Below are 21538 nucleotides of genomic sequence, written 5' to 3'. Positions count from 1 at the left end.
ACCGTCTCACGCTGCAACCTTGACCTGGTTCCAGGCTCCGACCACTTCGAAGATCCGCGCTGCATGAGCTTCGTCCAGCGATAGGGCGTCGGGGATGGCGATCCAGCCCGAAGCAACCATCTGGCTTTGATTGGCCGAGTCGCGCAGCTGCTTGTAGCAGTGCTCGATCACTTCCTCCAGATGATCGGAGAGGTAAACGCCGTCCGGCGCGACCTCGACTGACTTGCTGTACCGATCGCCGCGAGCATCAATACAGAGCGCGCTGAGGTAAATCGTCCAGCGATGGGCAATGCCACACACGGCCTGGCCAATCTTCCCGGGAGCGATGTTCTTCAGCGACTTGTAATTGATCATGCCCTGGTGGCCGCTGGGATCGATGTTCACCACTGCGACGTGGTTGGTGCTGAGCAGTGCCCGGCACGATCGCTCGACTCGGGCGCGCATATTGTTGGGTTTGCGCTTGCTCATAGTGAGTCCGTCATTTTGCGAAGCGCCAACCGCTCAGCCCGTGTCATCGCCTTGGGGCGGCGTTTGAGGACGGTGTCTGGATCAATCTTTGTGGAACGCTCAGCAGGTGGTGGATTGATTTGAGCGGGCTCCGATCTGGAGAAGCGCCCGCCCGCGGCCATGTGCTGTTCAACTTGACTGGAAAGCTCCAACGCTTTCTCGCGCCGGAACTCGATGTCGTATTTAAGGTTGCTAATCATGCGGCCACCTTCACCAGCCTCACGCCGGCCATGCTGAATTTTGAGCCCTGGTCCGCGACAAGTGTGTCGAGCGCTTCCCAATTGACGGACAGAACCGAAAGAGGGCATTGGCCGTAGGCCACGGCCTTGACCAGCGCCTCCAGATCGAAGACTTCAGCCTGCAAATTCGCAGGCTGGGTGACTGGCGCCGTGACCGGTTTGGATGCTGCCTGTTGAACTGCGGCGGTAGTTCTTACTGGTGCTGGTGTCACAGCAGGTGCGGCTGTCACTACCGGCGCAGATTCCACAACAACCGCGGCGGCCTGCTTCACCTTGTCCTCGTCTTCGATCCGCTGCAGCTCTTCGTTTCGAATCCGCACCCGCGTAGCTTCTGCTTTCACTTCTTCGGCTTTCTCATGTTCCGAAATCCGCACCTTGATCAGCGCGACCAGATCATCGTTCGCCTTCAGTACAAGCTGCTGAACGTCGTTGAACAGGAAGACGTAATCGGCGGCGGGTTTCACCAAGCTGGCGAGGTTGGCGCGAATGCTGTCGCCGACCTGGCTGGCAGCAATCTTCGCCCGGGCCAGCTCCGAATCGGCGGCGTCGCGCAGACTACTGATCGACTTTTTGCCTTTGATGGCACCGGCAAAGTCTGCGGGCACGGCAGGCATACGCGCTTTACCGCCCAGCGATGCGTTGATCTGGTCGATGTGCGTTTGAAGTGCTCTGGCGGCACTCATGACGATATCTTCGCGGATGCTGACCTTGCGAGCTTTCACCAATTTGTCGAGCATCAGACGTTTGGCGCGCGCCTCGGCGCCGATCTCGTCGATGGTGCGGAAGAGCGCGTCGATGCTTTCGGTTTGGCTCAGAGCATGTTGCTTGGCCGCGGCTAGGCGTTCTTCAACATCACCGCACCACTTTACGGTTTTCTCGGCGTCGGCGAAGTGCTGGTCGGTTTCAAGTTCGGTATTAATCGACGCGAAGACCGCCAGCGAGTGAGCCTTGAACTGTTCGAGGTTGCTGGCGGTTACCATGCCGGTAACTTCGATGCGCAGCGCTGGCAGGCTGTCCGGCGTCTTGCCGACGGCTTCCGGCACTACCTCGATTGGGGTGTAGTCGAGCAAGTCAGCCTGGAACTGTTTCCACCCAGCAACGAGTGTCGCGGCGCGGCCCGGTACCGGGGTGTATTCCATTGACACGAAGTTGTCTTCGGTGCCGTCGGAACAAACAAAAATAACTTTCTCGGCGCCGCTCACCAGCAACTGCTGCTCGAGCTGCCAGTAGTAATGCGGGTCCAGGTTGCCGGCCAGCACATCGGCAGCCAGTTGCTCGTTCCACATTTTGTGTTCGAAAAGCGTTTCGCCGAGCATGGTGCAGCCGTCGAGCGAGGCAAGCAGGTCGCCGTCGGTACCGACAACGGGGAACAAGTCTTCACCAATCCGCGCTTCCAGTATTGGGCGGGCATTGGCCTCAGCTTCATGGCCTTTGTCGAACAGGTATTTCTGTACCCACCACGATATGTCGCGGTCGAGGCCAGTCTTTTTGGCGCTGAGCAGTTCTGTACGCTTCATCTGCTTCGAGGCGCCCATCATGGCCGGAGCCTCGGAGGCGGTGAAGTAGTTGGCGCGGAGCGCATGCCAGGCTTCGGAGCCCTGAGCTACGTTATGAATCTTCATTCGGCTTCTCCTGTGATGGGCGCCATGCGGTGGATGCGATCGGTCTGCTCGGCGCTGAGCGTATATTTGGATTCGAGGAAGGCGATCAGGCTTTCAGCATCTGTCTTCCCCTGGTCGACGCCGCTTTGCCAGGTAGGCAGCATCGTTTCGAACTTTTCTTCCGGGTAGTTCGGCAATGCCGTCGGTGCCGAAGCTTTGCGAGGTGAAACATCGCGGGTAGGTGGAGCGCTTTCCTCGAGCTCGTCCGGGCTATACACGCCGAGGATCACGTCAGGGCAGTACAGGCGAGACCAGCGCTTGGTGGCGAGGTAGGCTAATTGCTGGCGAGGATCGTCCGCCCAGAGCGTGCTGTTGCGGGTGCGGGCCTGGGCCAACAGCAACTTCAGAACTCGCGGTTCGGCTTCGCCTCGGAACGTGGCCCAGACCTTGACGCCAAGACCTTCCTCGTCTGCCAGCACCCATCCGGGAACCCGGTACTCGCCTTTGTCGCCAGACTTGATGGTGAATTTTCCAATCACTTTTTCCCAAGCGCCGTACCACTCGTAATGCAGGCGATCCAGCACAGGTGCGCAGGTGCTGATCACCGCGTTGACCAGTTGAGCTTCGTATCCGAGCACTCCATTCACCAGGTGCGTTTTCTGCGCAACCGCGAAGGGGTTCATCTTCCACTGCATCGCCTGCATGATCACCGCCAGGCAGTCGGCCGAGTTGCCGTTGAAATGCTTCGGCACCGTGGCGCGGCCGGTGGCCATGACGTCGGCCAGGCGCATCATCTTGTCCAGGCTGTCGCCGTCGAGCACTAGGGCACTGGTACTGGTCGCTGCATGAGGGAGGATGTGCAGGTTTTGTTCGTGCGCCACCGGCGCCACGCTTTGTGCGGACATGACAATTCCTTGCCGCGCGCTGGCGCAGCTATTGAAAGATGTGTGCTATTGAGAGACTGGCGCGGTGAGGGCGCCGGACAGCATGAGGGCGGTACAGACGGCGAGCGCGATGAACGAACTGCGCCAGAATACGAAGCGTCTGGCGCGTTGCTGGGATGTCATGCCGCATCCGCCCTGCGCTGTTCTGCCAGGTCTGCGGCGCGCTCAGCTTCCAGTTCTTCGGCGCGGGCTCGGCCATATTCGTTTGCGTGAGGCCGGATCAATTCCTCGGCGACATCGTGCAGTGCTGTAGGGCGGATACCTTTTGGATGGCCCAGCGCTTCAATGGCCAGGTCATAGGCCGTGCCGTGAACGCGGCGGCCGTCGGCGACGATCTCGCACAGCAGGCGCTCAATTGGAAACTCACGATTGTCGGTGAGCAGTGGGGCGATGTTTTCCTGCGCGCCCAGATGTTCGGCTAGCGCTTCCCACAGCGACTGCGGAGTGACCAGCGCGACTGACTTGCCATGCGCTCTCGGCGCCGTGACGTTGTCGCCGCAGATCAGCGAGTTGATTGCATCGTGAAGCCAGTCCGGCCCCTCTGGAGTGTCGATGAAGTAGGTCATGGTTTACTCCTGCTGTTCCAGCCGGCGCGCCAGGGCGCAGGCCTCGTTGTGATCGCGACGGAAGCCTCGGGCCTTGCCGGTGCGGCGATCCACGACATGGAAGAACGCCACGCCCGCCGGCTTGACGATGAAGCGGGCCTGCGCCATCGGCGCTGGTCGGCCTATTATTTCGTACAGGTCTTTCGTGGCGATTCGTGAGCGGATGCGCAGCGCTGCGCGCACTTCGTTGCCGAGTTGGATGCTGGGATGCATGGCAATCTCCGGTTGATGTGAGAACCAACAAAACTCGGCTGCACTCATCCATTCCGCTGGTTGCCGTTGGGCGCGGAGGGGATTGCATCCGGGTGGTGTCGGGGAGGGTGACTAACTCTGCGCGCCAGCGTCTATCCAGCTCCGCACAAAGAAGTAATAAGGACGTTACGTGGTTCAAAAAGCGATTTTATTGGTGCTGATTGCCTGCCTGGGCGGGTGTATGGCGACCGCCATGCGTATGGATTATGACAAGCACCGGTGTCCCTACATCGGCGTGCGATTCGACTGGTGGTTGGTGGGTACTTCCAAAGGAAAGCTGATTCCCTTTTTGCTGATCGACGCGCCGTTTTCTTTGGTGGTCGACACCGTCTTTTTCCCATTCGAATATCAATACAGTTGCAACCTTTGAGCTATCGGGCGTCCGCATCGGGGTGTGATCTGGCCGGGGCTCAACCGGCATTCGGCGGAAGGGGTAGCCCTGAAGGCGACCGGTTGGCACATCCGCTGCCCGAGACTTAGCCTCAAATCACACCCCGATGCGCTCTCATAGAGAGGATCGGGTGGGTTCAAGGCAGCTTTCAGCGTGACCACCCACGCTCTCAACCATCGCTGCATAAGGGCAGTTTTCGTCAGGCTGACGTGGCGCTGAATGTTCAGTCGTCGTCACCTTGAGCGAGCATCTTTTCGATGTCGCTGGCGGCTGGCTTTTTCCAGTTCAATATCTGGCCCGTCTCAAGATCGATGTTCAGAATCAGATAATCCCCGTAGTGCTCACCCGGGAAGAAGTCCGGAACGTAGCCTTCGTAGCTGCCGACTTCGTCGCCCTGCGCGTCCTTGAGGCCTGCGGCGAACCCGTCACGGACCTTGATGTACAGGTGCAATTCAGTCACGTCGACCTGCACCGTTTTCTGCTGATTGATTTGCATGCTGCTGCCTCCCGGTTGATTTCCCGTCTGGCCCTGTCGCCAAGGCCAGCCAGTGAAATCTGTTTTCTCCACCACGCGCATCGCCTCGGTTTCCCCACCTGGTCGGGTCACACATTTCGTGTTCAGTGTTATTCCCGGCTGGCTTGCGTGGTTTCGCGTACTCACATCTGGTGAGCACGGCCAGTTCCAGAGCTGGCATGGACTGGTGCTACTATCTGAGCTCTAAGGGAGGGGATTCGATGGATTTCGATTTGCTGACGCATGAGTTGAAGAAGGCGTTTTCTCAGCTGGACGTTACCGAAAGGCAGGAGGCCGCCAAGGCGGAAAAACTTCAGCGCAAAGTCGATCGTGCGGCACGTCGGAAGGCCTCTAAGAAAAGGCCGGCAGCCGTTAAAGCCACTGAACAACCGCCAGCAACAGTCGCGTGCAAAGATTGTGGTAAGCCGACAAAACCTGACCCTGAATTTTCTTTCTTGCCCGTTCAGTGTCAGCACTGCCGACAACTTTCGGTAGTTGTTGACCTGGGCATTCGCAGCAAGTCGTCCACCGCGTTTTCGTCGGTAACCGTGGTTGCCGGTGGCGCCCCCGGTCTCGGAAAGCGCAAGTGACATCCATTTCCCAATGCAGCCTGTCGCCAAGCTGCATCAGTGAAATGTTTTGCCGTGACCCGCTACTGGCGTCGGTCACTGGCTTGAATCAAATGTCACTCCAGCCGCGGGCCTTTCGGCTTGTTCTCCCGCTGGATAACTGTTCTTGGCGCTTTACGCTGCACGCCCGGGTCAGTTGCCAACCCTCTGAACCGTTTAGGCCGGTTCATCGCTGCCTTTGAATCTGGGCCGGTGGTGATCCGGCAAGGGGTGTCACTAAAGATCGGCGCAGCTTTCGCTGCTGGCCGGCGGTGTTCGTTGCTGGCTTGAGACGAATTTAAGCAAGCTGAAATTAATGTGTCAAGCATGCTGAATAAATAAATTCAGAATGCTGAAGCTCTTGGGTGATAAAAAGCCCGCACATTGGCGGGCTCATTTAGGAATCGCAGTACTCGCGCCAGCCGATCCTGACGGCACCATCATCCAGATGCTCGATACTTATGCCGGCGGTGTCGCCGATATCCTGGATCACCTGGCGCCAGGCTTCAGGGCTTTCATCGTCGCGCCTGGAGACCTCAATCAACTGAATCCGCTGTACCCGGGGAGAGGCAATCATGCCTTGAAGGCGGCGGCCCACTAGCTCGTAGGAATTTCTCGGTTTGGATGTGGGGTAGGGTGCCTGGTTCATGCTTCGTTCCTTACATATACTGTATGCATACACAGTATTTGCACTGACATATCTTGGCAATAGGGTGACGAGAAGTTTCATGCATAAATGCATATTGGCTAGCAGCATACCTTCTACTAGGCATGAAAAAGCCCGCGCTGGGCGGGCTTCAAGCGAATACGGTGAGCGGCGGCTACCCCGCCAAGTCCAAATCTCCACGATGAACGATATGTACCTTGTTGCCATCTGGATCACGTAGGTAAGCACCGTATTAACCGTCACCATAGTGGGGACGTTGGCCAGGTTCACCTTTATCGGATCCACCCGTAAGAAGCCCAGCTGCATAGGCGCTGTCTACCGCATCTGGAGATGGTGCGGTGAAAGCCACCATGTTGCCATTCCCTGCTCCGGCTTCATTGCGGTCATAAGGGCTGTACACATAAAAGCGAGGGAGAACGCTATCTGGCTTAATCCAGCATGCCGCAGGTGGTCCGCCATCAGGCGTCACAGGCCTGCGACAGAGCCCAGGGGGATCAGCACCGCGTCATAGAAGGTAGATGCCTTATCAAGATCGTTTGTCCCAACGGTTACGTGACTGAACATCCTGTATTCCTACTTACGAAGGCGAGACGTGATCGTGTCATTTTGAAGGTGGGCGTGTATAGCCGTCGTCGGGTAAGTCGGGGAAGGCGATTGTCGGCCCTCCAAATCGCAGGCAAAGAAAAGCCCGCGATGGGGGTTAGCTGGCATGGAAATTTAGCAGTAGCCACTCGTGCCAATACTGAGCGTAATGCTCCATAAGAAATAATAAGGCGCCAATAAATGGTGCTAGAGCAAGCACAGCAAAAACAATGATTGTTGAGGTGACAACGAATTTCTGACGGTCAATATTTTGCTGAGCGCTCAAAATAAGTCTTCGCAAGTTTTTTGGATAGGTTGCTATTGACTTTGTTAGGTTTTCGAAAGATATCGAAAGGCTGCTATTCAGTCGCTGTATATTCAGTAGTTGATTTAGAAGTATTCCAATTAAAATAATTGAGGACATCATTAAACCTAATGATGTTACAAATATTTCGACTGCACTCGTAGCTTTGTATAGAGTGATAAGCGCTATTAGTGATACTGGGAGTGCTAGCATTTTTCCTGCGATGTCACCAAAGGCAGAGCTAAGTTTTGCACCATAATCAAGCTCGGCCTGTGCAAATTCTTTCCTGACTTTTTCGAAAGAAAATGAATGTATGTAAATCTGAAAGTTTTGCCAGTAACTATCCAATATAAGATCCCATCGCTCCAACAGAGCTACGAATCTATTTGGGTGGTCCTCGGGCAGGGCATCTAGCGCCTCGCATATCGCGCCATTTAATATTGCGCGCCGTTCTTCTAAGTGAATTCTTCCTTTGTTTTCTTCGCTGGCTAAGCTTCCGATTAACGAGGTTTTCTTGATGTCGATCTCTAATATTTCAGACGAAATTTTGGTCTGTAAAACCATAGTTTTTGGCGGTTTATTATTCCCGCTGGAAGTAGAAAAAACTAAGCTATAGGACGACGGCTGCAAATGCTCTGATACGGCGATCTTTGTAAGGTCTTTTATGAGCTTGCATACTTTAAGTATTTTTTCATTCTTGGTGTTAATAACGCTTTCGTCAGACGCCCAATCTTCCGTGACAATGTAAAAGTTGATAAGAGGGTTTCCGCAACCGAGCGAAGGTGTCTTTTGAACTAGTGAAGAAAAGTCACTAAAAAACGAATTTTCACCTGAGGATATGGGTGTAAATTCAAAGCTCGTTAGCCCAGATTTTACTCTGTGATAGTTCATCTCGCCATAATGCGAAGGCAAGTCTGAAACTAATTTAATTAAAGCTTGAAGCAGTTCATCGGGCGAGCCAGAATAATCGAAAGACCCAGCACTAGAAAGGGCTGGGCGTCCGATCATTCTATAAAGTTCAACAATGTGATTGAACATGGCTTACCTGCTTTGGTTCCGACTAATTATTTCAGCTTCAATGTGCTTTTTCATATCTTCCGGTATATCTGAAAATATTAATTTTCCGTCAGCCTCATTGTAGCATATAACACTATCAATACTAGTCCCTAGTGCGCTTCTATCGAACTGTGCTGACCAGCGATTAGACTTGCCTTTAATTTTTGTTTTCTTATCGAGTATGGTTTTGCTCACCGAGAACTCCTCGGGAACTTTTGAGTCTTCAGAGTTAAGTACTTCAGATAATGTTTCTAATTGCTCTGCAAGATCGGATAGTTCTGGAGGTATAGCAGAGGAGGCTGCAGTTTGAAGCCCTTGTATGGTAGCCTTTTCATTGTCCTTATGTTTTTTAGATAAGTAGGCAATTACATTATCTTTAGCTTGGGCGCTGAATGGCGCTAGGTCACTATTGTCTCGAAAAAAATCTTCAATAACGTCTATGGCATTACCAGTCGCCCTAGTCGACGCGATGCCGGGTGTACAGCCCAAAGCTTTGATGAAATAAGCAGATGCTTCACTGTCTCTGCCTTTACTAATAAAGCACAGATACGTCTTGTCAGCTTCGCAAGCTTCCTCATCGTCACTGTCATCAAGCACAGATTCAGAATACCGAGCTAAATTTATCCTGCAAGCCTGGTGGACTTTGCTCATGTCGATATCAACACTGGTTATCGGTATGTAGTCTGCCCCCAAGCGCAGCCCGTCTCGTTGTTTAATGTTTGCTATTAGAATGAATGGTATTGCATCGCTCATATAATATGCAAAGAGGGTGTGTCCTCCCGTAGCGAAAATTTCATCCGAAGCTTGGTTAATAAGTTCGTTGATTGCTACGTGAGTTAATAATTCAAAGTTGGAGGAGTTGATATTTTTAGTAAATTTTTGGTTTTCTTCTGGAAACAAGCCTTCTCTGTTATCAGAGCTAAATTGACCCCAAACTACATTATTTCCTTTTTTCCCTAAAAGGCTATTGATCCCTTCAGTAAGAGACGTAAGCGTACCTATTTTGGGGTCGAATAAAGGCTTAATAACTGTTTTTGATTTGTCGACAGTCGTTACACCCTTCTCTTTTTCGAAAGAGTGTATTACGACATGTATTAGCTCAAATGCCATGAAAATTCCCTTTTATGGTGTGGTCAGTATGTGTTTGTTTTAATTATGTTTTGTCGCATCAGCTTGTGCCCAATTTTTCGTCTAGCATAGTCCGTGTTCACGAACTACACCCACCCCGTCCGGTACGCCTCATCCGCGCGCGCCATAGAAGTGGTTCAGCGCTATCAGCTCAACCACTGCAACCAGCACGCAAAACATGACAAATCCCCGCGTAAAGACCCTGCGAGGCTTTTGGTATGGCTCATAGATGGAGAGGGCGCTCAAAGCGCCGAGGAAGAACTCGATCAGTGCCATTACATTCCTTGTAAATCCCGCCGGGCATCATCCGGGTGGGGCGCTATCCATACTCAGTAGAATTTTTGAAGCGCCTGCACAACCACGCCCACGATCCGGCAGTTTTCGTCGACAGCCTCAATGGGGTAGCTCGGATTTAGCGGTTTGAGAAACAATCGGCCACCGTCGCTCACCAGCTTCTTGAATGTCGCTTCGTTGCTGTCCGGGAGCTTTGCCACGACCAGCTTACCTGGTGCAACCTCCGCTTCAGTGTCCACTAGGATCAGAGTGCCCTCGGTGATGCTCTGACCGGCGGGCGCCGTCATCGAGTCACCTTTGACCGTCAGCCAGAACGCCGGGCCTTTGGAGTCGTACTCTGAGAACTCGTAGGTGTCCGAGATTCCGGCTGGGTAAGGCTCCACCGCTTCCGCCCAGGCGCCGGCGGCAACCCAGCTCACTACCGGGTAGCGGAATGATTTGGTGGGTTGCGCGGCGGGGGAGACGTTCGATTCTGAAGCCTCGCGCTCTTCACCCTCACCAATAGCAAGCCACTCAGCCTGGAAACCGGTCGCTTTCGCTAGGGCGTAAAGGTTCTCCGGCCTGAGGCTTTTACTCTCACCGGTAATCCACTGAGTGACGGCCGAATTCGCAACACCGCAGAGCGCTGCAATTTCCCCTTTCTTTTTCCCGCTGAGCTGTATGGCTCGGGCAATACGTTCGTGTCTTTCCATGGACCCAATATTAAGTTAACTGAATTTAAGCATGCAGTAGGCAGAAAACGCCGTTGACTCGATAACTTAAGCATGCTGAAATTGCGCCAGAGTCGAACGAGGATGCGAAATGAATACGCATGAAGTCGCCGAATTCTTCGGCAGCAAGACAAAGCTGGCATTGGCCCTGGGTATTCGCCCAAGTGCCGTGACCATGTGGGGGGAAACTATTCCCGAATCCCGGCAGTACCAGATTCAGGTCCTTTCCAAAGGAAAGTTCAAGGCAGCAAAGAAGGCTCAGGCCGCCTGACATCCCTGTCCGCCGTTCCATTGAAGCTAGATTAGAAGAGAGCAGTCCCCATGCAAACGTCCAGTTCCAGACACACCGTACAAACCCGTGATCAGGTGCTGGTCGCCCACGCTGCAAATCAGATCGCACGCACCAGTCTGAGCCAGGACGACTTCGCCCAGGCGCTGAGCCGTGAGATCTACCTGACCGTGCCCGCCGCGAAGATCAAAGACGCGAAAGTCCCGGACTTCGAAGAGCTGGCTCGCCTGAACGACGTGGGCGAGTTCATTAAGGCTACCGGCCGCTGGCTCAAGCGTGTTCAGCGCTGGCTGTCCGGTGATCAGGAAATGCCGTCCTGGCTGGAAGAGTCGTGGGTAAACGCCCTTGAGCCTGAATTCCGCGACCACTGCGTGAACGAACTGGCGAGCCGCCACGGGCTGACCGGCGCCCGCCAGATGACCAGCGACCAATGCGCCAACAAAAGCTTCGGCGCGCTGATCCGTGCGCTCGGCGATGTGATCGACACCGGCAGCGAAGTGTTTGACGACCAGGTGATGTGCGAGCAGGACCTGCCGCACCTACCGGCATTCGCCAAGCAGTGCCGCCAGGTTGAAGCGAAGGCGGGGGAGCTGGGGCGCCGTGCCGAGCAATTGCTCGCTTCGGTCCAGCGAAATTTGAAATCTGTTTCCTGATTTCCCGCGCATGCGCGGAAATCGGTGCCCATCGGGTTCGCACTATGAATTAAGCGGATCTGAAGCCCAGGCACAAAAAAGCCGACGGTCGAGGTCGGCTAATTCGATAACACTTTTGTGAGGCCGATTATATGCAAACCCCGCCACATATCAATAGATCTACCAATCTCGCGCCACGTTTTTCGCAATCTGAAAACGTGGCGCGCAATTCAGCAGTGATTCCGTTCGACTTCGACGGCGCCGCAATCCGGGTCATCACCGACAGGCTCGGCGATCCGTGGTTTGTTGCGCGCGACGTCGCTGACGCCCTCGGCTACTCCAAACCGGAGAACGCGGTGGCCCGTCACTGCAAGGCTGCGACCACTACCCCGAAACAGGGTGGTGGTTTCATGACCATCATTCCTGAGCGGGACCTGTACCGGCTGGTGATGAAGTCCAAGCTGCCGGCCGCCGAGAAGTTTGAAGAGTGGGTGGTCGGGCAGGTGCTGCCGAGTATCCGTAAGACCGGCACCTTTTCTGCCCAGGGTCCAAACAACTCCAAGATCGTCGGCGAGCTTGCCATTTTGGAATGCTTCGACCGCCTGTTGAAGCCTGCCAACTCCAGCAAGATGCTGATGCTGGCCAAGATCGCGGCAAGCAACGGCCTGGACGCCAAGTTCCTTCCAGGCTATGCGGTGGATGCCGCCCCTGATGCCGCTGGTGGCTCTTCCATGCCGACCAAGGCAATTACCGCCCTGATCAAAGATCACGCCATCGCCAGCACCGCGCGCGCCTTCAACCTTGCACTTGAGGCCCATGGCTTCCTCAAGGTCCTGCAGCGCAAAAATTCCAAGCAGGAGATGGTCGACTTTTGGTCCGTGACCGAGCAGGGCATGGCCTACGGCAAGAACCTCACAAGTCCTCAATGCCCCCGCGAGACGCAGCCTCATTGGTACGTGGATCGCTTCCTTGAATTGGCCGCTAAGGTCGGGAAGGCCTGACATGCAATACACCGTCACGATTAACCAGGTGAAGGCGCTCGAGTGGGGGCTGAATTCTCAGCAGGCCCTGCTGTTCGCCTTCGTCTACGGCTGCCCGAGCTGGACCAAGCCAATCAAGACTGATGACGGGATCTTCTTCGCGCTGAGCAAGGCCAAGATCATCGAGGAGCTGCCGCTGCTCACTGATAAAACGGACACCGCTTACCGCATGCTGAAGGCCCTGGAAGAGGCCGGCCTGATTGAGCTTCGCCCTGAAGCATTCCGACTCACCGAAAAAGGCTGTGAGTGGAACCCGGACCGTATGGGCCACGTCACCGCGCACCAACCGCCGGTCCTCCCGCCCCGGCGCAGGACGAAAAAGAAACCAATCCCTTCTGGCTTGCGTGCTCTGGTATTCGCCCGCGACGGTCACGCGTGCTTGCGCTGTGGCTGCTCGGTGCTGATGCGCTTGAGGGCCGATCACGTCGTACCTGAAAGCCAAGGTGGAGAGGCTTCATTGGGCAACCTCCAGACCCTTTGCATGTCCTGCAATAGCTGGAAGGGCGTGCGTGCGATTGATTTCCGCGCGTTCGCCGGAGGTGCAGCATGAGCATGGGCCTTATGGTTGCCGCAATGAAGCTTCGCGTTGGTAATCCGCTGCGCAAGCTGGTGCTGATCAAGTTGGCCGACAACGCCAGCGACGTAGGCGAGTGCTGGCCCTCCTATCAGCACATTGCCGACCAGTGCGAGATCAGCAAGCGCTCTGTCATGAACCACATCACCGCTCTGTGTGAGGCGGGACTGTTGCGCAAGGAGATCCGGAAGGGTGGACCAAAGGGGAATTCGTCGAACGTTTACTTCCTCACCCTCGATGGTGGTGGTGCACCCCCTGCACCAGGGGTAGTGCAGAAGATTCACCCGGGTAGTGCAGCAGGTTCACCCCCTAGTGAATCTCCTGCACCAGGGGGTAGTGCAGCAGTTGCACCCAGAATCAGTAACTCTCTTGAACCAGTCATGGAACCGGTCATTGAACCAATTGCACCCCCGGCTCCCGCCGAGGTCGCGCCGGTTCAGTCCCGCGGCTTGGTGCTGGTGGTTGACCGCACCGATACTCCCCGTGTCGAGATTCCCGCCGATATGCCGGGCCCCAAAGACCAGACCTGCAAAACCTTCAAGATTTGGGCGAACTACGCCATGGCTTACCGTAAGCGTTACGGCACCTGGCCGGTGTGGAACGCAAAGGTCGGCGGCCAGCTCGGTCAGCTTGTCAGCCGCCTTGGTGCTGATGTCGCCCACCACGTCGCCGCCCACTTCCTGAAAACCAGTGATGCCGCCGTGCTGCGCAAATGTCACAGCCTCAACGAGCTGCTGGCCAACGCCGAGAGCTACCACACACAGTGGGTCACCGGTCAGCGCATCAACGGGACAACGGCCCGCCAAATGGAGCGGACCGAAGCGAACCTGTCCGCAGCAGAGCAGGCCGCGCAATTGGTCCTGGCCAGGCGCCAAGCGGGAGAGCGCAATGAATACCTCTGAAATGAACGACGCCCAAGTCGCCGGGCTTGCCTCCGCAATCATCGCCACGGCCGAGGCTATGGGGCAGGAAATGAACCCAGGCACTGCCGCGATGATGGCTGAAGACCTTTGCGCTTACTCGGTGCCTGTCGTCAAAGCGGCGCTGAAGGCCTGCCGGCTTGAGGTGAAAGGCCGTCTGTCCATGGCCGACATTCTGCAACGAGTCCAGGCCTCCGATGGCCGTCCGGGCAAAGACGAAGCCTGGGCGATCGCACTGACCGCAGGCGACGAATCCGAAACAGTCGTGATGACCGCCGAGATTCGCCAAGCGATGGTCGCGGCACAACCAGTCTTGAGTCGCCGGGATGTGGTCGGTGCCCGGATGGCGTTCAACAGCGCCTACGAGCGCTTAGTGTCCGCTGCCCGGACTGAAGCCAAACCAATCACTTGGAGTGTCTCGTTGGGGCTCGATCCGGCGCGCCGGGTTACAGCGATTGAATCAGCGGTCCGTATGCAACTGATCACCCAGCGGGCGGGTACCCAGTACCTGGCTGACTTGCGCATCGCGCCCGTCACCACAGATGGTCAGGCCATCGCTGGACTTATTACAGACTCCGACGCGGAGCCGTCACCCCATCTACGCGAGAAGCTCGCTGAAGTGCGCCAGATCGTCGATGCGGCGAAGGCCCGGCAAAAACGCGAGCGACTCAAGAAGGCCCAAGCTGATCGGGTCGACACATATTTGCGTAAGCGTAAGTTCCGTGCAGCCATCGCTGCCGCGCAACACAAGGAGGCATCCCATGGCTGAGCTCGCACTTATCCGCACCGCCCAAGGCCTGGTACCGGCCACCGAAGCGGACCGCGAAACCGTCCAAAAGTGGAAGGCAGGCCAGATCATCCACGGCAAGTTCACCCGCATGCGCAACGGCAAGTTCCACGGCAAGTTTTTCTCGATGCTCGATCTGGCGTGGGAGTACTGGGAGCCGGTCGGCGGCCTGATTCCGCGCCAGGAGATGCGCGGCATTCAGGGGCTGGCAAAGTTCTTCGAAGCGCAGAGCGGAAAGCCGGGGCAGTTGTCGGACGCTGTCGCCGCCTATGTCACCGGGCTTGAACTGACCCGCGCAGAACGATTCCCGGCCGTCGACAAGAGCCGGGAGGCGTTCCGGGAGTGGGTGACGATCGAGGCCGGCCATTTTCACCTGGTGCATACGCCCGAAGGGATCCGCAAAGAAGCCAAGTCGATCAGTTGGGCGAACATGGATGACACGGCTTTCGAGCCGCTTTACCGCGACGTCTTCAACGCCTGCTGGCGGCTGGTGTTGTCCGCGCACTTTGAAAATGAAGCTGATGCACTTTCTGCGGCTGATCAATTGGGGAGTTACGCATGAAGCGCACTCCGCTGCAGCGCAAGACCCCGCTAACGTCCGGCGTCCCGCGCCGGAAGCGCTGCCCGTCATGCCGCGTGATGTTCACCCCTGCACGCGACTCGCAAGCCGTATGCGGGGAGATCGAGTGCGCCATCGCTCACGGGCAGTCAGAGAAGGGACGGGCAGCCACACGTAAAGCCCTGGCGGATGTCGAGCGCCACGAGATCAAGGTTCGCAAGGAGAAGTTGAAGAGCCGGGCAGAGCACCTCAAAGACACACAACAGGCCTTCAACGCCTGGGTGCGCGAGCGCGATGCCGAGTTGCCTTGCATCAGTTGCGGCCGGCACCACCAGGGCAAGTACGACGCCGGGCACTACCGGACTGTCGGGAGCAACCCTGCGCTGCGCTTCGAGCCGCTGAACTGCCACCGCCAGTGCTCGCCGTGCAACACCCAGCTTTCCGGAAACATCGTGAACTACCGGATAGCACTGGTGAAGCGCATCGGCGCGGAGCAGGTCGACTGGCTGGAAGGCCCGCATGAGCCGAAAAAGTACACCGTGGACGAGTTGAAGGCGATGACCGCCAACTACCGGGCAAAAACAAGAGAGCTGAAGGGGAGAGCAGCATGAAAATCCATTCCGCGCGCCAGGCTTGGCACGACTGCAACTACAACCCGGCCCCCGGCCAAACTTCTGACGCCGCTGAACTGGGCGTGGTGGTGCAGAGTACTGAGCGAGGCCCAACAGCGAACTCTGCGATGCACGGAGCGCTGGCGGGTCACATTCAGTCGGCGATTGCACGGCTACACTTTCAGCTGCGGGCCTTCGGCAATGCCATGTATGCGGCCGAGCCGACAGATGATGATCGGGAGGAGGCTGAGGCTGCGGTCTTCAACTTGGCATGTTCGCGAGTAGTGCGCATGACCGCAAGCAAGCGGGAGCGAGCCGAATATGTTGCTAAGGGCGTGTTCCGTCGTTACCGCTACATGCATCAAGGCGGACAATCGGCCAATGCTGATCCGCTGATCAAGCCGGAGATGTTCCGCGCCTGGATGAAAGGGGAGTACGACATCGAGCTTCCGTCCGCGGCTTGGGGGCGGGATTGGGAGCCTTTCGTGCAGCTCTGTTTCGATGCTTGTTACGACATCGACGCTCGCGCTTTGAGCCCGATTGGCGGGGTGATTTACAAGATGAAAGAGGCCGCTTGACTTCCCGCACGGCTGAGGGCATTATTTCTCCATAGTTAGTATTTTGCCTTCGGCAACCAGCTCTGATGATTCAACAAACCCGGTCACTGTGCCGGGTTTTTTGTGCCTGGAAGAAAACAAAAAAGCCCCGACAAGTTCGGGGCTTTTTGTTGGGAACGTAAAAAGAGAGGGCGACTCCAGAGGGTGCGGTAACACCCAAAGGAGACGCCAGATCGCAGAACCTGCCTGCAAGCCAGCCAAGGCCCTCACTGCTCGCGCGAGCGGGGCGGAGCCTAGCAGAAAACGACAAGGCTTTGCAGATGCTTAAAGATTGCAGATGTGGAAAGTGCAACAGACTTCTTGCCCGAACGGGCGGATTTACAGAGCTCCAGATCAAATGCTCCCGATGCGGGACGTTAAATCATGTGAAGGCCTCGAGCCACGAGCGATCGCCGTTGAGCGACTTGAAAGCGGAATTGTCCGCACCAAATCATTCGACTCAATAGGTATCTTTATGGAACTTCCACCAATTGTTGTTACAGCTCCTGAGCCATTTTACCCCGGTCTCAATCAAAGTGGTGGCGGCACTATGCAAAGCCCCGCTGTAATCATGAACCAGATGCAGCTAATCAGGAACAACTATTACGTGCAGGGAATGTGGCGGCAGGTAATTGTTAAGCTATGCTCGGAAGCAGAGTTTTACATGAATAAGAATGGCGGGCAGTTCGCTGAATGGATGATCGGCGAGTCAATGCGCCGCGATCTTAAGATCCTGCCTTTTGCGGACAATTATATGTGCGTCACCGGCCTGTCTCCTGAAGCAGCCTTGTGGTATGCATACCAGAACCCTTTGCTTGTCACTCAAGCAAACGCTGTAGCGCAATCAAGTCAGGTCTCTGCTACTGATCTGGGTCCAGTATCTGCGTTGGGCCACTTTATCAATGGCGATGGAAATAGCGTTGTAATGGATATCAACAAGCTTGGATTGAATCCCTCCGTTACAAGCATTCCACTTTTGGATCAGCATCTAGCGTCTATGCCTATCGGTACTTCTAGTGTTCTGATAGACAAAGTGCCTTATGACACTTTTGCGGACTCGTTCAATACTGGCGTGATTCTGGGGCATATCACCCTAAAGATTGAGGGTACTGCTACGAAGTCAGAGAACGGGGCGGTCACTTTCAATGGAGAAGCTCGCGCGTATAATGACAAGTATGATGCAAACCAGGGTTCTTTCAGAAACGCGCTTCCGGAAGCTGCCACTACTATTTTGCGTAAAATCCAAGAGGTTACAAACGCCAAAGAGTATGAAATTGAGATTAAGGGTTCTCTGCCGATCAATATTCAGCGGTAATCAGTATGTTGCAGGGGATTAGCCCCGTCTACTGACCTCACTCGAGATGTCGTCATGCCGGCTGCAAGCTAGCATGACGATCTTTGTGTGTGGAGATTGTGTGTGTTTTGTGTGGTTTTTTGAAGGGGGGCGAGGGTAGAGTTTGACGGAGCCGTTTCGTTGCCTCTAGTATTGGTCAACTCCTATAGTTTGATTTGATATTGGTAGGTGGGCTATAAATGTACTCTTGGAAGCGGTTTATTATTGCTTTGGGAATCTCGCTGTCAGCATTTTTGTTGTTCGCGTATTCGATTGCTGGGATGCCAGAAAATCCTAACGATTTGACAGATACGAGCGGTGTTCCCGCGGCCTATATGTTTGCGATTTTTACTATGGTCTTTGGTATTTGTTCTTGGGGTGTTTCTTTAATCGGATTATTAGTCGGGAAAGTCGTAAGCGATGATCGAACCAAGCTCCAGACTTTTATTTTTTGTATCGGGAATCTTCCGTTATTCCTAACATCTGCATTCGGGGTTTTCTCCGTTGCAGCGTTCTCATACGATTCAATCATTGGCATCTTGGGTGGTATTTTGTTTTTTTCGATAATGGTTTTCTTCTCTTTATTGTTACTGCCAGCTTCAAGGGTTAAGCGAAAGCTGATGTAGCAGCATTCTTCGGGAATATCATTCTGCAGTAGCAGCCCCGGCCGCATATGCTGCGGGGGGCGAGGCTGGATCTGCGAGATCGATGCAACAGGGTGTCGACGCAGTGAACGTCTTCGGCAGACAGCTCGGAAAGACGAGCGCACCTATTCCGGCCTCAGCAATCGCTGGGGCTTTTCTGTTTTGGGCTATGCCCCGGCCAACGCAGGCCATTTTTATTCATGGAGTCACGATGGATCCTACTGACCTCGGCCCAGGCACAGCTACCTGGCTGGGCGGTACCGGAACCGTATTGTTGGCCGCCTTCCTTTGGCTGAGGAAATTCCTTTCCAAGGATGCGGCTGATCGGGCAATGGACAATGCCGACATTTTCACTCTGCGCCGGCTGAATGAGCTGCTTGATTCCGAGCGAATCGCCCGGAAGGAAGCTGAAGCCCGCGCCGATCAATTTGCCAAGGAGCGGAACGAACTCGCAGCAGCTGTCGGGCGTATGGAAGGGAAGATTGAAGCCCTCACCAGCCAGGTCGCACAGCTCACCGCAACGGTTACCTCGCAGAGCGAAGAGATTGCTCGCTTGAGAGTGAAGCTGGGAGGCATCAATTGATGGACAGGTGCGCAATGGAATTTATCGCTCGCCGCTGGTGGCGTCGGGCTGAGGTTTGGGTTATCGCGGCACTGCTGCTTGCAGGCGGGTTAATCCTCGGCTTTCAGGCCGGTGTATGGTCAGCCAGCAGCGAGCAAACCAAACAGCTCGCCGAGGTGCGCGCTGCATACGACGCAGCCTTGGGCAAACGCGACCTGCGCCTGACCACCCTAGCCGAGAAAACCCAAGATGCTGCGGTGAAGGTACAAGAAGCCTCTAATACCGCCGTCCAGGCAGCTGACACGGCAAGCAAGGCCGCCGACAAGGTCAACGAGGCGGTCGAGAGGCAGACCCCATGAGCTCCGTGCTCAAGCTGATCCCGTTATGGATGTGGGTTGTGCTGGCAGCTGCGTTATCCATCGGCTACTTGGCATTGCGCCTTGATAGCGTGAAGGACGATCGGGGAGCCATTACGGTAGAGCGCGACAATGCAACCGCACGCGTAAACTCACTGACCACTACGCTGCGCCTACAGCGCGAACTCACTGAAGACATCAACCGAGTCTCCGACGATGCGAAAGCCAGGACTGAACACGTTACGGCTGCCGTTGCTATTGCTGATGGCCGGGCTCGCAGCCTGCAGCAGCAAATCACCGACCTCATTGCCAAGCAGCAGTCCTGTGCTTCCGAGGTTGCCAGCGGAAGCAAGACAAGAGCCGACCTTACCGTTCTGCTCGCCGACCTGCGTCGAAGCGCTGACGAAACAGCGGGAAGGCTGGCAGAGGCGCTTGACCGAAGTCGAATAGCTGGCTTCGCCTGTGAGGCGGCTTACACCGCTGCACAGAAGAGCAAATAACCCGCGACACGTTTCGCGAATCAGCAAATTGTGTCGCGACCTGCGACGAGGGAATCACCATGGCTTCGAACACCAACTCTTCCAAAGCAGTATCCAATCTCGGCTGGATCCTTATTGCGATCATTGGACTAGGCGTGACTGCCTTCAGCTTCGTGTGACGGCATGACCAATGTAACCCGCTTGCGCCATGCGCTGCCGATGAGCCCTGAGATCAATAAAGCTGTGACCGAGCTGGATATTGCGATCGCCAAGGCCATCGACGTGGCCAAAGCCGCAGGGCGGCCTCAGGGTTTGGTTGTATCCTCTCCTGCACGGGCACGCCAGATGCAGACGAGCATCATGATTCAATCATGAGCTAGCCCAGACAACAGCTGCGGAGTAGCCCATCTTGGCCCCGATTCCGAGTGCCTTTTCTGTTAGCGATTTAATGGAGCTTAAAACGCCATCTCTGGCTGCGTCTTGGAGCTGAGCGCCAATGCTGAGCCCGCTCAAACTATCCGGCGCTTTAAGAACCTCTAAACCTTTTGCCGAAAGTACACACTCTTTGAAAATACCCGAGAGCTCAGCCAAACCATCCTGTTTTTCAGACCAGATATAGCCGGCCTGGATCAGCCAAGACATGGTGCATTTGAAGATGTCTCGTTGACGAAAGTAGGGCTTGTCCCAGCCATCGATCGTTGGGTCAAAAGGAGACAAACTTTCAGTAATTATCGGCTCGATAAGGATCCGCATCGGAAAGCTTTGATAAAGCTTGGCCAGTATCAAGCCTACGGCTTTATCGAATTCGTCAATGTTAGTTTCTGCCATATGCGACTCCTAAGATTTGATCGCCGGCTGAAGTGTGCCGCAGGTGAGTGCGGCACTAAAGACATGGCTATCGTCCGTTGCGGCGATCGCACTCATCCTGCGCCTCGGATCGGCTCATGTAACTATCGGGCAGTCGCTTATTTTCGAAGTTGTCGAATATCTGGAAACCTCTCACCGCTGCAGTGGAGTGTCGTACTCCGTCGCGAACGGACCCAGATTCTAGCGGTATTGCGCTCTTCACTTCATAACGGTCGGACATATTGCTCTCCTGTAAATGGCCTCACCAATACCGGCAACACGCCCTTAATTCAAGCACAGGAATTCCAATGACAACTAAGCAAGCCGACTGGGAGGCAATCGAGCGCGCCTACCGGGCTGGTTCGCTTTCCATCCGAACTATCGCTGAGCGACAAGGCGTAAGCGACACGGCGATCAGGAAGAAAGCCAAGGTCCAAGGATGGGCGAGGGACCTATCTGACCAGGTGCGCAAAGAGGTTCGCAGCAAGCTGGTTCGCGGCGAGGTTCGCAACGACCAAGGCGCGAACTGCGAACTTGATGCTGAGATCATCGAAGAGGCCGCAGAGGAAGGCGCCCAGGTGGTTCGCAGCCACCGCCGTGACATTCGCAAAGCCACGAACCTTGCGAACCTGCTGATGGATGACCTGCTCAGCACCATCCAGCGCCGTGAAGAGATCGAAGACGCGATCATCGACGAGACAGACGAGGACAACAACGGCATGCGCCGGGCCTCAATGCTCGCTGCTGTGGCGCTGCCGAGCAATTCAAAAACACTGTTTCAGTTGTCCTCGGCGATGAAGAATCTCCAGGTCCTGGAACGCCAGGCATTCGGCCTGGATGAGAAAGAGAAATCTGCCGATGCCGACGAACTCTCAAACTTGATGGACGAACTATCGAAGGACGCCTGA

The 21538-nt window shown here is 55.4% G+C and carries 32 protein-coding genes and 1 pseudogene; 20 read left to right on the top strand and 13 right to left on the bottom strand.

Going from position 1 to position 21538, the window contains the following annotated elements; translation table 11 throughout:
* Nucleotides 1–6 precede the first annotated feature (6 nt).
* The 6 genes from FBY12_RS05370 to FBY12_RS05345 form a co-directional block, all read right to left on the bottom strand.
* Nucleotides 7–468: a hypothetical protein gene (locus FBY12_RS05370; protein WP_145251785.1), complete on the bottom strand. Its 462-nt coding sequence runs from the start codon at nucleotides 466–468 to the stop codon at nucleotides 7–9.
* Nucleotides 465–707 (bottom strand): hypothetical protein, encoded by a 243-nt coding sequence (locus FBY12_RS05365; RefSeq protein WP_145251783.1) that lies wholly within the window; start codon nucleotides 705–707, stop codon nucleotides 465–467. The genes FBY12_RS05370 and FBY12_RS05365 overlap by 4 nt, the downstream gene beginning before the upstream one ends.
* Nucleotides 704–2368 carry a YqaJ viral recombinase family protein gene (locus FBY12_RS05360; RefSeq protein ID WP_145251781.1) on the bottom strand — a complete coding sequence of 555 codons (1665 nt, stop codon included), beginning with the start codon at nucleotides 2366–2368 and terminating at the stop codon, nucleotides 704–706. The genes FBY12_RS05365 and FBY12_RS05360 overlap by 4 nt, the downstream gene beginning before the upstream one ends.
* Nucleotides 2365–3252, bottom strand: coding sequence for a recombinase RecT (recT, locus tag FBY12_RS05355; protein ID WP_145251779.1), 888 nt, complete (start codon nucleotides 3250–3252; stop codon nucleotides 2365–2367). The genes FBY12_RS05360 and recT overlap by 4 nt, the downstream gene beginning before the upstream one ends.
* Before the next feature lie 158 nt (nucleotides 3253–3410).
* The gene (locus tag FBY12_RS05350) at nucleotides 3411–3857 is read right to left on the bottom strand and encodes a hypothetical protein (protein ID WP_145251777.1); all 447 of its coding nucleotides are present in this window, start codon (nucleotides 3855–3857) and stop codon (nucleotides 3411–3413) included.
* Between the two features lie 3 nt (nucleotides 3858–3860).
* The gene (locus FBY12_RS05345; RefSeq protein WP_145251775.1) at nucleotides 3861–4109 is read right to left on the bottom strand and encodes a hypothetical protein; all 249 of its coding nucleotides are present in this window, start codon (nucleotides 4107–4109) and stop codon (nucleotides 3861–3863) included.
* Between the two features lie 169 nt (nucleotides 4110–4278).
* On the opposite strand from FBY12_RS05345, the gene FBY12_RS05340 reads away from it, so the two are divergent.
* Entirely contained in the window at nucleotides 4279–4518 is a 240-nt protein-coding gene (locus FBY12_RS05340) for a YceK/YidQ family lipoprotein (RefSeq protein ID WP_145251773.1), read from the top strand.
* A 244-nt stretch (nucleotides 4519–4762) separates the two neighbouring features.
* Here FBY12_RS05340 and FBY12_RS05335 read toward each other — a convergent pair whose 3' ends face one another.
* Entirely contained in the window at nucleotides 4763–5035 is a 273-nt protein-coding gene (locus FBY12_RS05335; protein ID WP_145251771.1) for a hypothetical protein, read from the bottom strand.
* Between the two features lie 239 nt (nucleotides 5036–5274).
* On the opposite strand from FBY12_RS05335, the gene FBY12_RS05330 reads away from it, so the two are divergent.
* Nucleotides 5275–5643 carry a hypothetical protein gene (locus tag FBY12_RS05330; protein WP_145251769.1) on the top strand — a complete coding sequence of 123 codons (369 nt, stop codon included), beginning with the start codon at nucleotides 5275–5277 and terminating at the stop codon, nucleotides 5641–5643.
* 415 nt (nucleotides 5644–6058) lie between these two features.
* Here FBY12_RS05330 and FBY12_RS05325 read toward each other — a convergent pair whose 3' ends face one another.
* The 5 genes from FBY12_RS05325 to FBY12_RS05305 all read right to left on the bottom strand — a co-directional run bounded on the left by FBY12_RS05325 (nucleotide 6059) and on the right by FBY12_RS05305 (nucleotide 10384).
* On the bottom strand, nucleotides 6059–6310 hold the full coding sequence (locus tag FBY12_RS05325; RefSeq protein ID WP_145251767.1) for a DUF1654 domain-containing protein: 252 nt from the start codon (nucleotides 6308–6310) through the stop codon (nucleotides 6059–6061).
* 718 nt (nucleotides 6311–7028) lie between these two features.
* On the bottom strand, nucleotides 7029–8252 hold the full coding sequence (locus tag FBY12_RS05315) for a hypothetical protein (RefSeq protein WP_145251765.1): 1224 nt from the start codon (nucleotides 8250–8252) through the stop codon (nucleotides 7029–7031).
* Nucleotides 8253–8255: 3 nt separating this feature from the next.
* Nucleotides 8256–9380 (bottom strand): nucleoid-associated protein, encoded by a 1125-nt coding sequence (locus tag FBY12_RS05310; RefSeq protein ID WP_145251763.1) that lies wholly within the window; start codon nucleotides 9378–9380, stop codon nucleotides 8256–8258.
* A gap of 129 nt (nucleotides 9381–9509) precedes the next feature.
* Entirely contained in the window at nucleotides 9510–9674 is a 165-nt protein-coding gene (locus FBY12_RS27625; RefSeq protein WP_178111719.1) for a hypothetical protein, read from the bottom strand.
* Nucleotides 9675–9727: 53 nt separating this feature from the next.
* Nucleotides 9728–10384, bottom strand: a complete 657-nt coding sequence (locus tag FBY12_RS05305; RefSeq protein WP_145251761.1) for a LexA family transcriptional regulator — start codon at nucleotides 10382–10384, stop codon at nucleotides 9728–9730.
* 109 nt (nucleotides 10385–10493) lie between these two features.
* Here FBY12_RS05305 and FBY12_RS05300 point away from each other — a divergent pair, with 109 nt between their 5' ends.
* From FBY12_RS05300 to FBY12_RS05225, 17 genes and pseudogenes are all read left to right on the top strand, one after another.
* The gene (locus FBY12_RS05300) at nucleotides 10494–10673 is read left to right on the top strand and encodes a Cro/CI family transcriptional regulator (protein ID WP_058415369.1); all 180 of its coding nucleotides are present in this window, start codon (nucleotides 10494–10496) and stop codon (nucleotides 10671–10673) included.
* Nucleotides 10674–10723: 50 nt separating this feature from the next.
* Complete coding sequence (locus tag FBY12_RS05295) at nucleotides 10724–11344, top strand: hypothetical protein (RefSeq protein WP_145251759.1); 621 nt, start codon at nucleotides 10724–10726, stop codon at nucleotides 11342–11344.
* 131 nt (nucleotides 11345–11475) lie between these two features.
* The gene (locus tag FBY12_RS05290; RefSeq protein WP_145251757.1) at nucleotides 11476–12324 is read left to right on the top strand and encodes a BRO family protein; all 849 of its coding nucleotides are present in this window, start codon (nucleotides 11476–11478) and stop codon (nucleotides 12322–12324) included.
* Nucleotide 12325: 1 nt separating this feature from the next.
* Nucleotides 12326–12619 (top strand): annotated as a pseudogene (locus FBY12_RS27780) (phage replication protein); the annotation flags it as partial.
* A gap of 6 nt (nucleotides 12620–12625) precedes the next feature.
* Entirely contained in the window at nucleotides 12626–12913 is a 288-nt protein-coding gene (locus FBY12_RS27775) for an HNH endonuclease (protein ID WP_256663282.1), read from the top strand.
* Entirely contained in the window at nucleotides 12910–13839 is a 930-nt protein-coding gene (locus tag FBY12_RS05280) for a helix-turn-helix domain-containing protein (RefSeq protein ID WP_145251753.1), read from the top strand. Before FBY12_RS27775 ends, FBY12_RS05280 begins: the two co-directional genes overlap by 4 nt.
* Nucleotides 13826–14626: a hypothetical protein gene (locus tag FBY12_RS05275; protein ID WP_145251751.1), complete on the top strand. Its 801-nt coding sequence runs from the start codon at nucleotides 13826–13828 to the stop codon at nucleotides 14624–14626. The genes FBY12_RS05280 and FBY12_RS05275 overlap by 14 nt, the downstream gene beginning before the upstream one ends.
* Nucleotides 14619–15206 (top strand): DUF1367 family protein, encoded by a 588-nt coding sequence (locus FBY12_RS05270; protein ID WP_145251749.1) that lies wholly within the window; start codon nucleotides 14619–14621, stop codon nucleotides 15204–15206. The genes FBY12_RS05275 and FBY12_RS05270 overlap by 8 nt, the downstream gene beginning before the upstream one ends.
* Entirely contained in the window at nucleotides 15203–15814 is a 612-nt protein-coding gene (locus tag FBY12_RS05265; protein WP_145251747.1) for a recombination protein NinG, read from the top strand. The genes FBY12_RS05270 and FBY12_RS05265 overlap by 4 nt, the downstream gene beginning before the upstream one ends.
* Nucleotides 15811–16392: a hypothetical protein gene (locus FBY12_RS05260; protein WP_145251745.1), complete on the top strand. Its 582-nt coding sequence runs from the start codon at nucleotides 15811–15813 to the stop codon at nucleotides 16390–16392. The genes FBY12_RS05265 and FBY12_RS05260 overlap by 4 nt, the downstream gene beginning before the upstream one ends.
* Nucleotides 16393–16685: 293 nt before the next feature.
* Complete coding sequence (locus FBY12_RS05255; RefSeq protein WP_145251743.1) at nucleotides 16686–16877, top strand: Com family DNA-binding transcriptional regulator; 192 nt, start codon at nucleotides 16686–16688, stop codon at nucleotides 16875–16877.
* Nucleotides 16878–16885: 8 nt separating this feature from the next.
* On the top strand, nucleotides 16886–17725 hold the full coding sequence (locus tag FBY12_RS05250; protein WP_178111718.1) for a lipid II-degrading bacteriocin: 840 nt from the start codon (nucleotides 16886–16888) through the stop codon (nucleotides 17723–17725).
* Nucleotides 17726–17943: 218 nt separating this feature from the next.
* Nucleotides 17944–18369: a hypothetical protein gene (locus FBY12_RS05245; RefSeq protein ID WP_145251739.1), complete on the top strand. Its 426-nt coding sequence runs from the start codon at nucleotides 17944–17946 to the stop codon at nucleotides 18367–18369.
* A 229-nt stretch (nucleotides 18370–18598) separates the two neighbouring features.
* Nucleotides 18599–18970, top strand: coding sequence for a chemotaxis protein (locus FBY12_RS05240; RefSeq protein ID WP_145251737.1), 372 nt, complete (start codon nucleotides 18599–18601; stop codon nucleotides 18968–18970).
* Nucleotides 18970–19308 carry a hypothetical protein gene (locus FBY12_RS05235; RefSeq protein ID WP_145251735.1) on the top strand — a complete coding sequence of 113 codons (339 nt, stop codon included), beginning with the start codon at nucleotides 18970–18972 and terminating at the stop codon, nucleotides 19306–19308. The genes FBY12_RS05240 and FBY12_RS05235 overlap by 1 nt, the downstream gene beginning before the upstream one ends.
* A complete protein-coding gene (locus FBY12_RS05230; protein WP_145251733.1) occupies nucleotides 19305–19805 on the top strand; it encodes a DUF2514 family protein in 501 nt (166 codons plus the stop codon). The genes FBY12_RS05235 and FBY12_RS05230 overlap by 4 nt, the downstream gene beginning before the upstream one ends.
* A gap of 162 nt (nucleotides 19806–19967) precedes the next feature.
* Nucleotides 19968–20159: a hypothetical protein gene (locus FBY12_RS05225; RefSeq protein WP_145251731.1), complete on the top strand. Its 192-nt coding sequence runs from the start codon at nucleotides 19968–19970 to the stop codon at nucleotides 20157–20159.
* Here FBY12_RS05225 and FBY12_RS05220 read toward each other — a convergent pair.
* On the bottom strand, nucleotides 20154–20612 hold the full coding sequence (locus FBY12_RS05220; RefSeq protein ID WP_145251729.1) for a hypothetical protein: 459 nt from the start codon (nucleotides 20610–20612) through the stop codon (nucleotides 20154–20156). The two genes, FBY12_RS05225 and FBY12_RS05220, sit on opposite strands and share 6 nt — an antisense overlap.
* Before the next feature lie 326 nt (nucleotides 20613–20938).
* On the opposite strand from FBY12_RS05220, the gene FBY12_RS05215 reads away from it, so the two are divergent.
* The gene (locus FBY12_RS05215; protein ID WP_145251727.1) at nucleotides 20939–21538 is read left to right on the top strand and encodes a hypothetical protein; all 600 of its coding nucleotides are present in this window, start codon (nucleotides 20939–20941) and stop codon (nucleotides 21536–21538) included.

Origin of the sequence: Pseudomonas sp. SJZ131 (genome assembly GCF_007828705.1) — a bacterium.
Lineage (GTDB): Bacteria > Pseudomonadota > Gammaproteobacteria > Pseudomonadales > Pseudomonadaceae > Aquipseudomonas > Aquipseudomonas prosekii.
The sequence above is the reverse complement of the archived record's forward strand: the minus strand, read 5'-3'. Positions and strand labels throughout refer to the sequence as shown.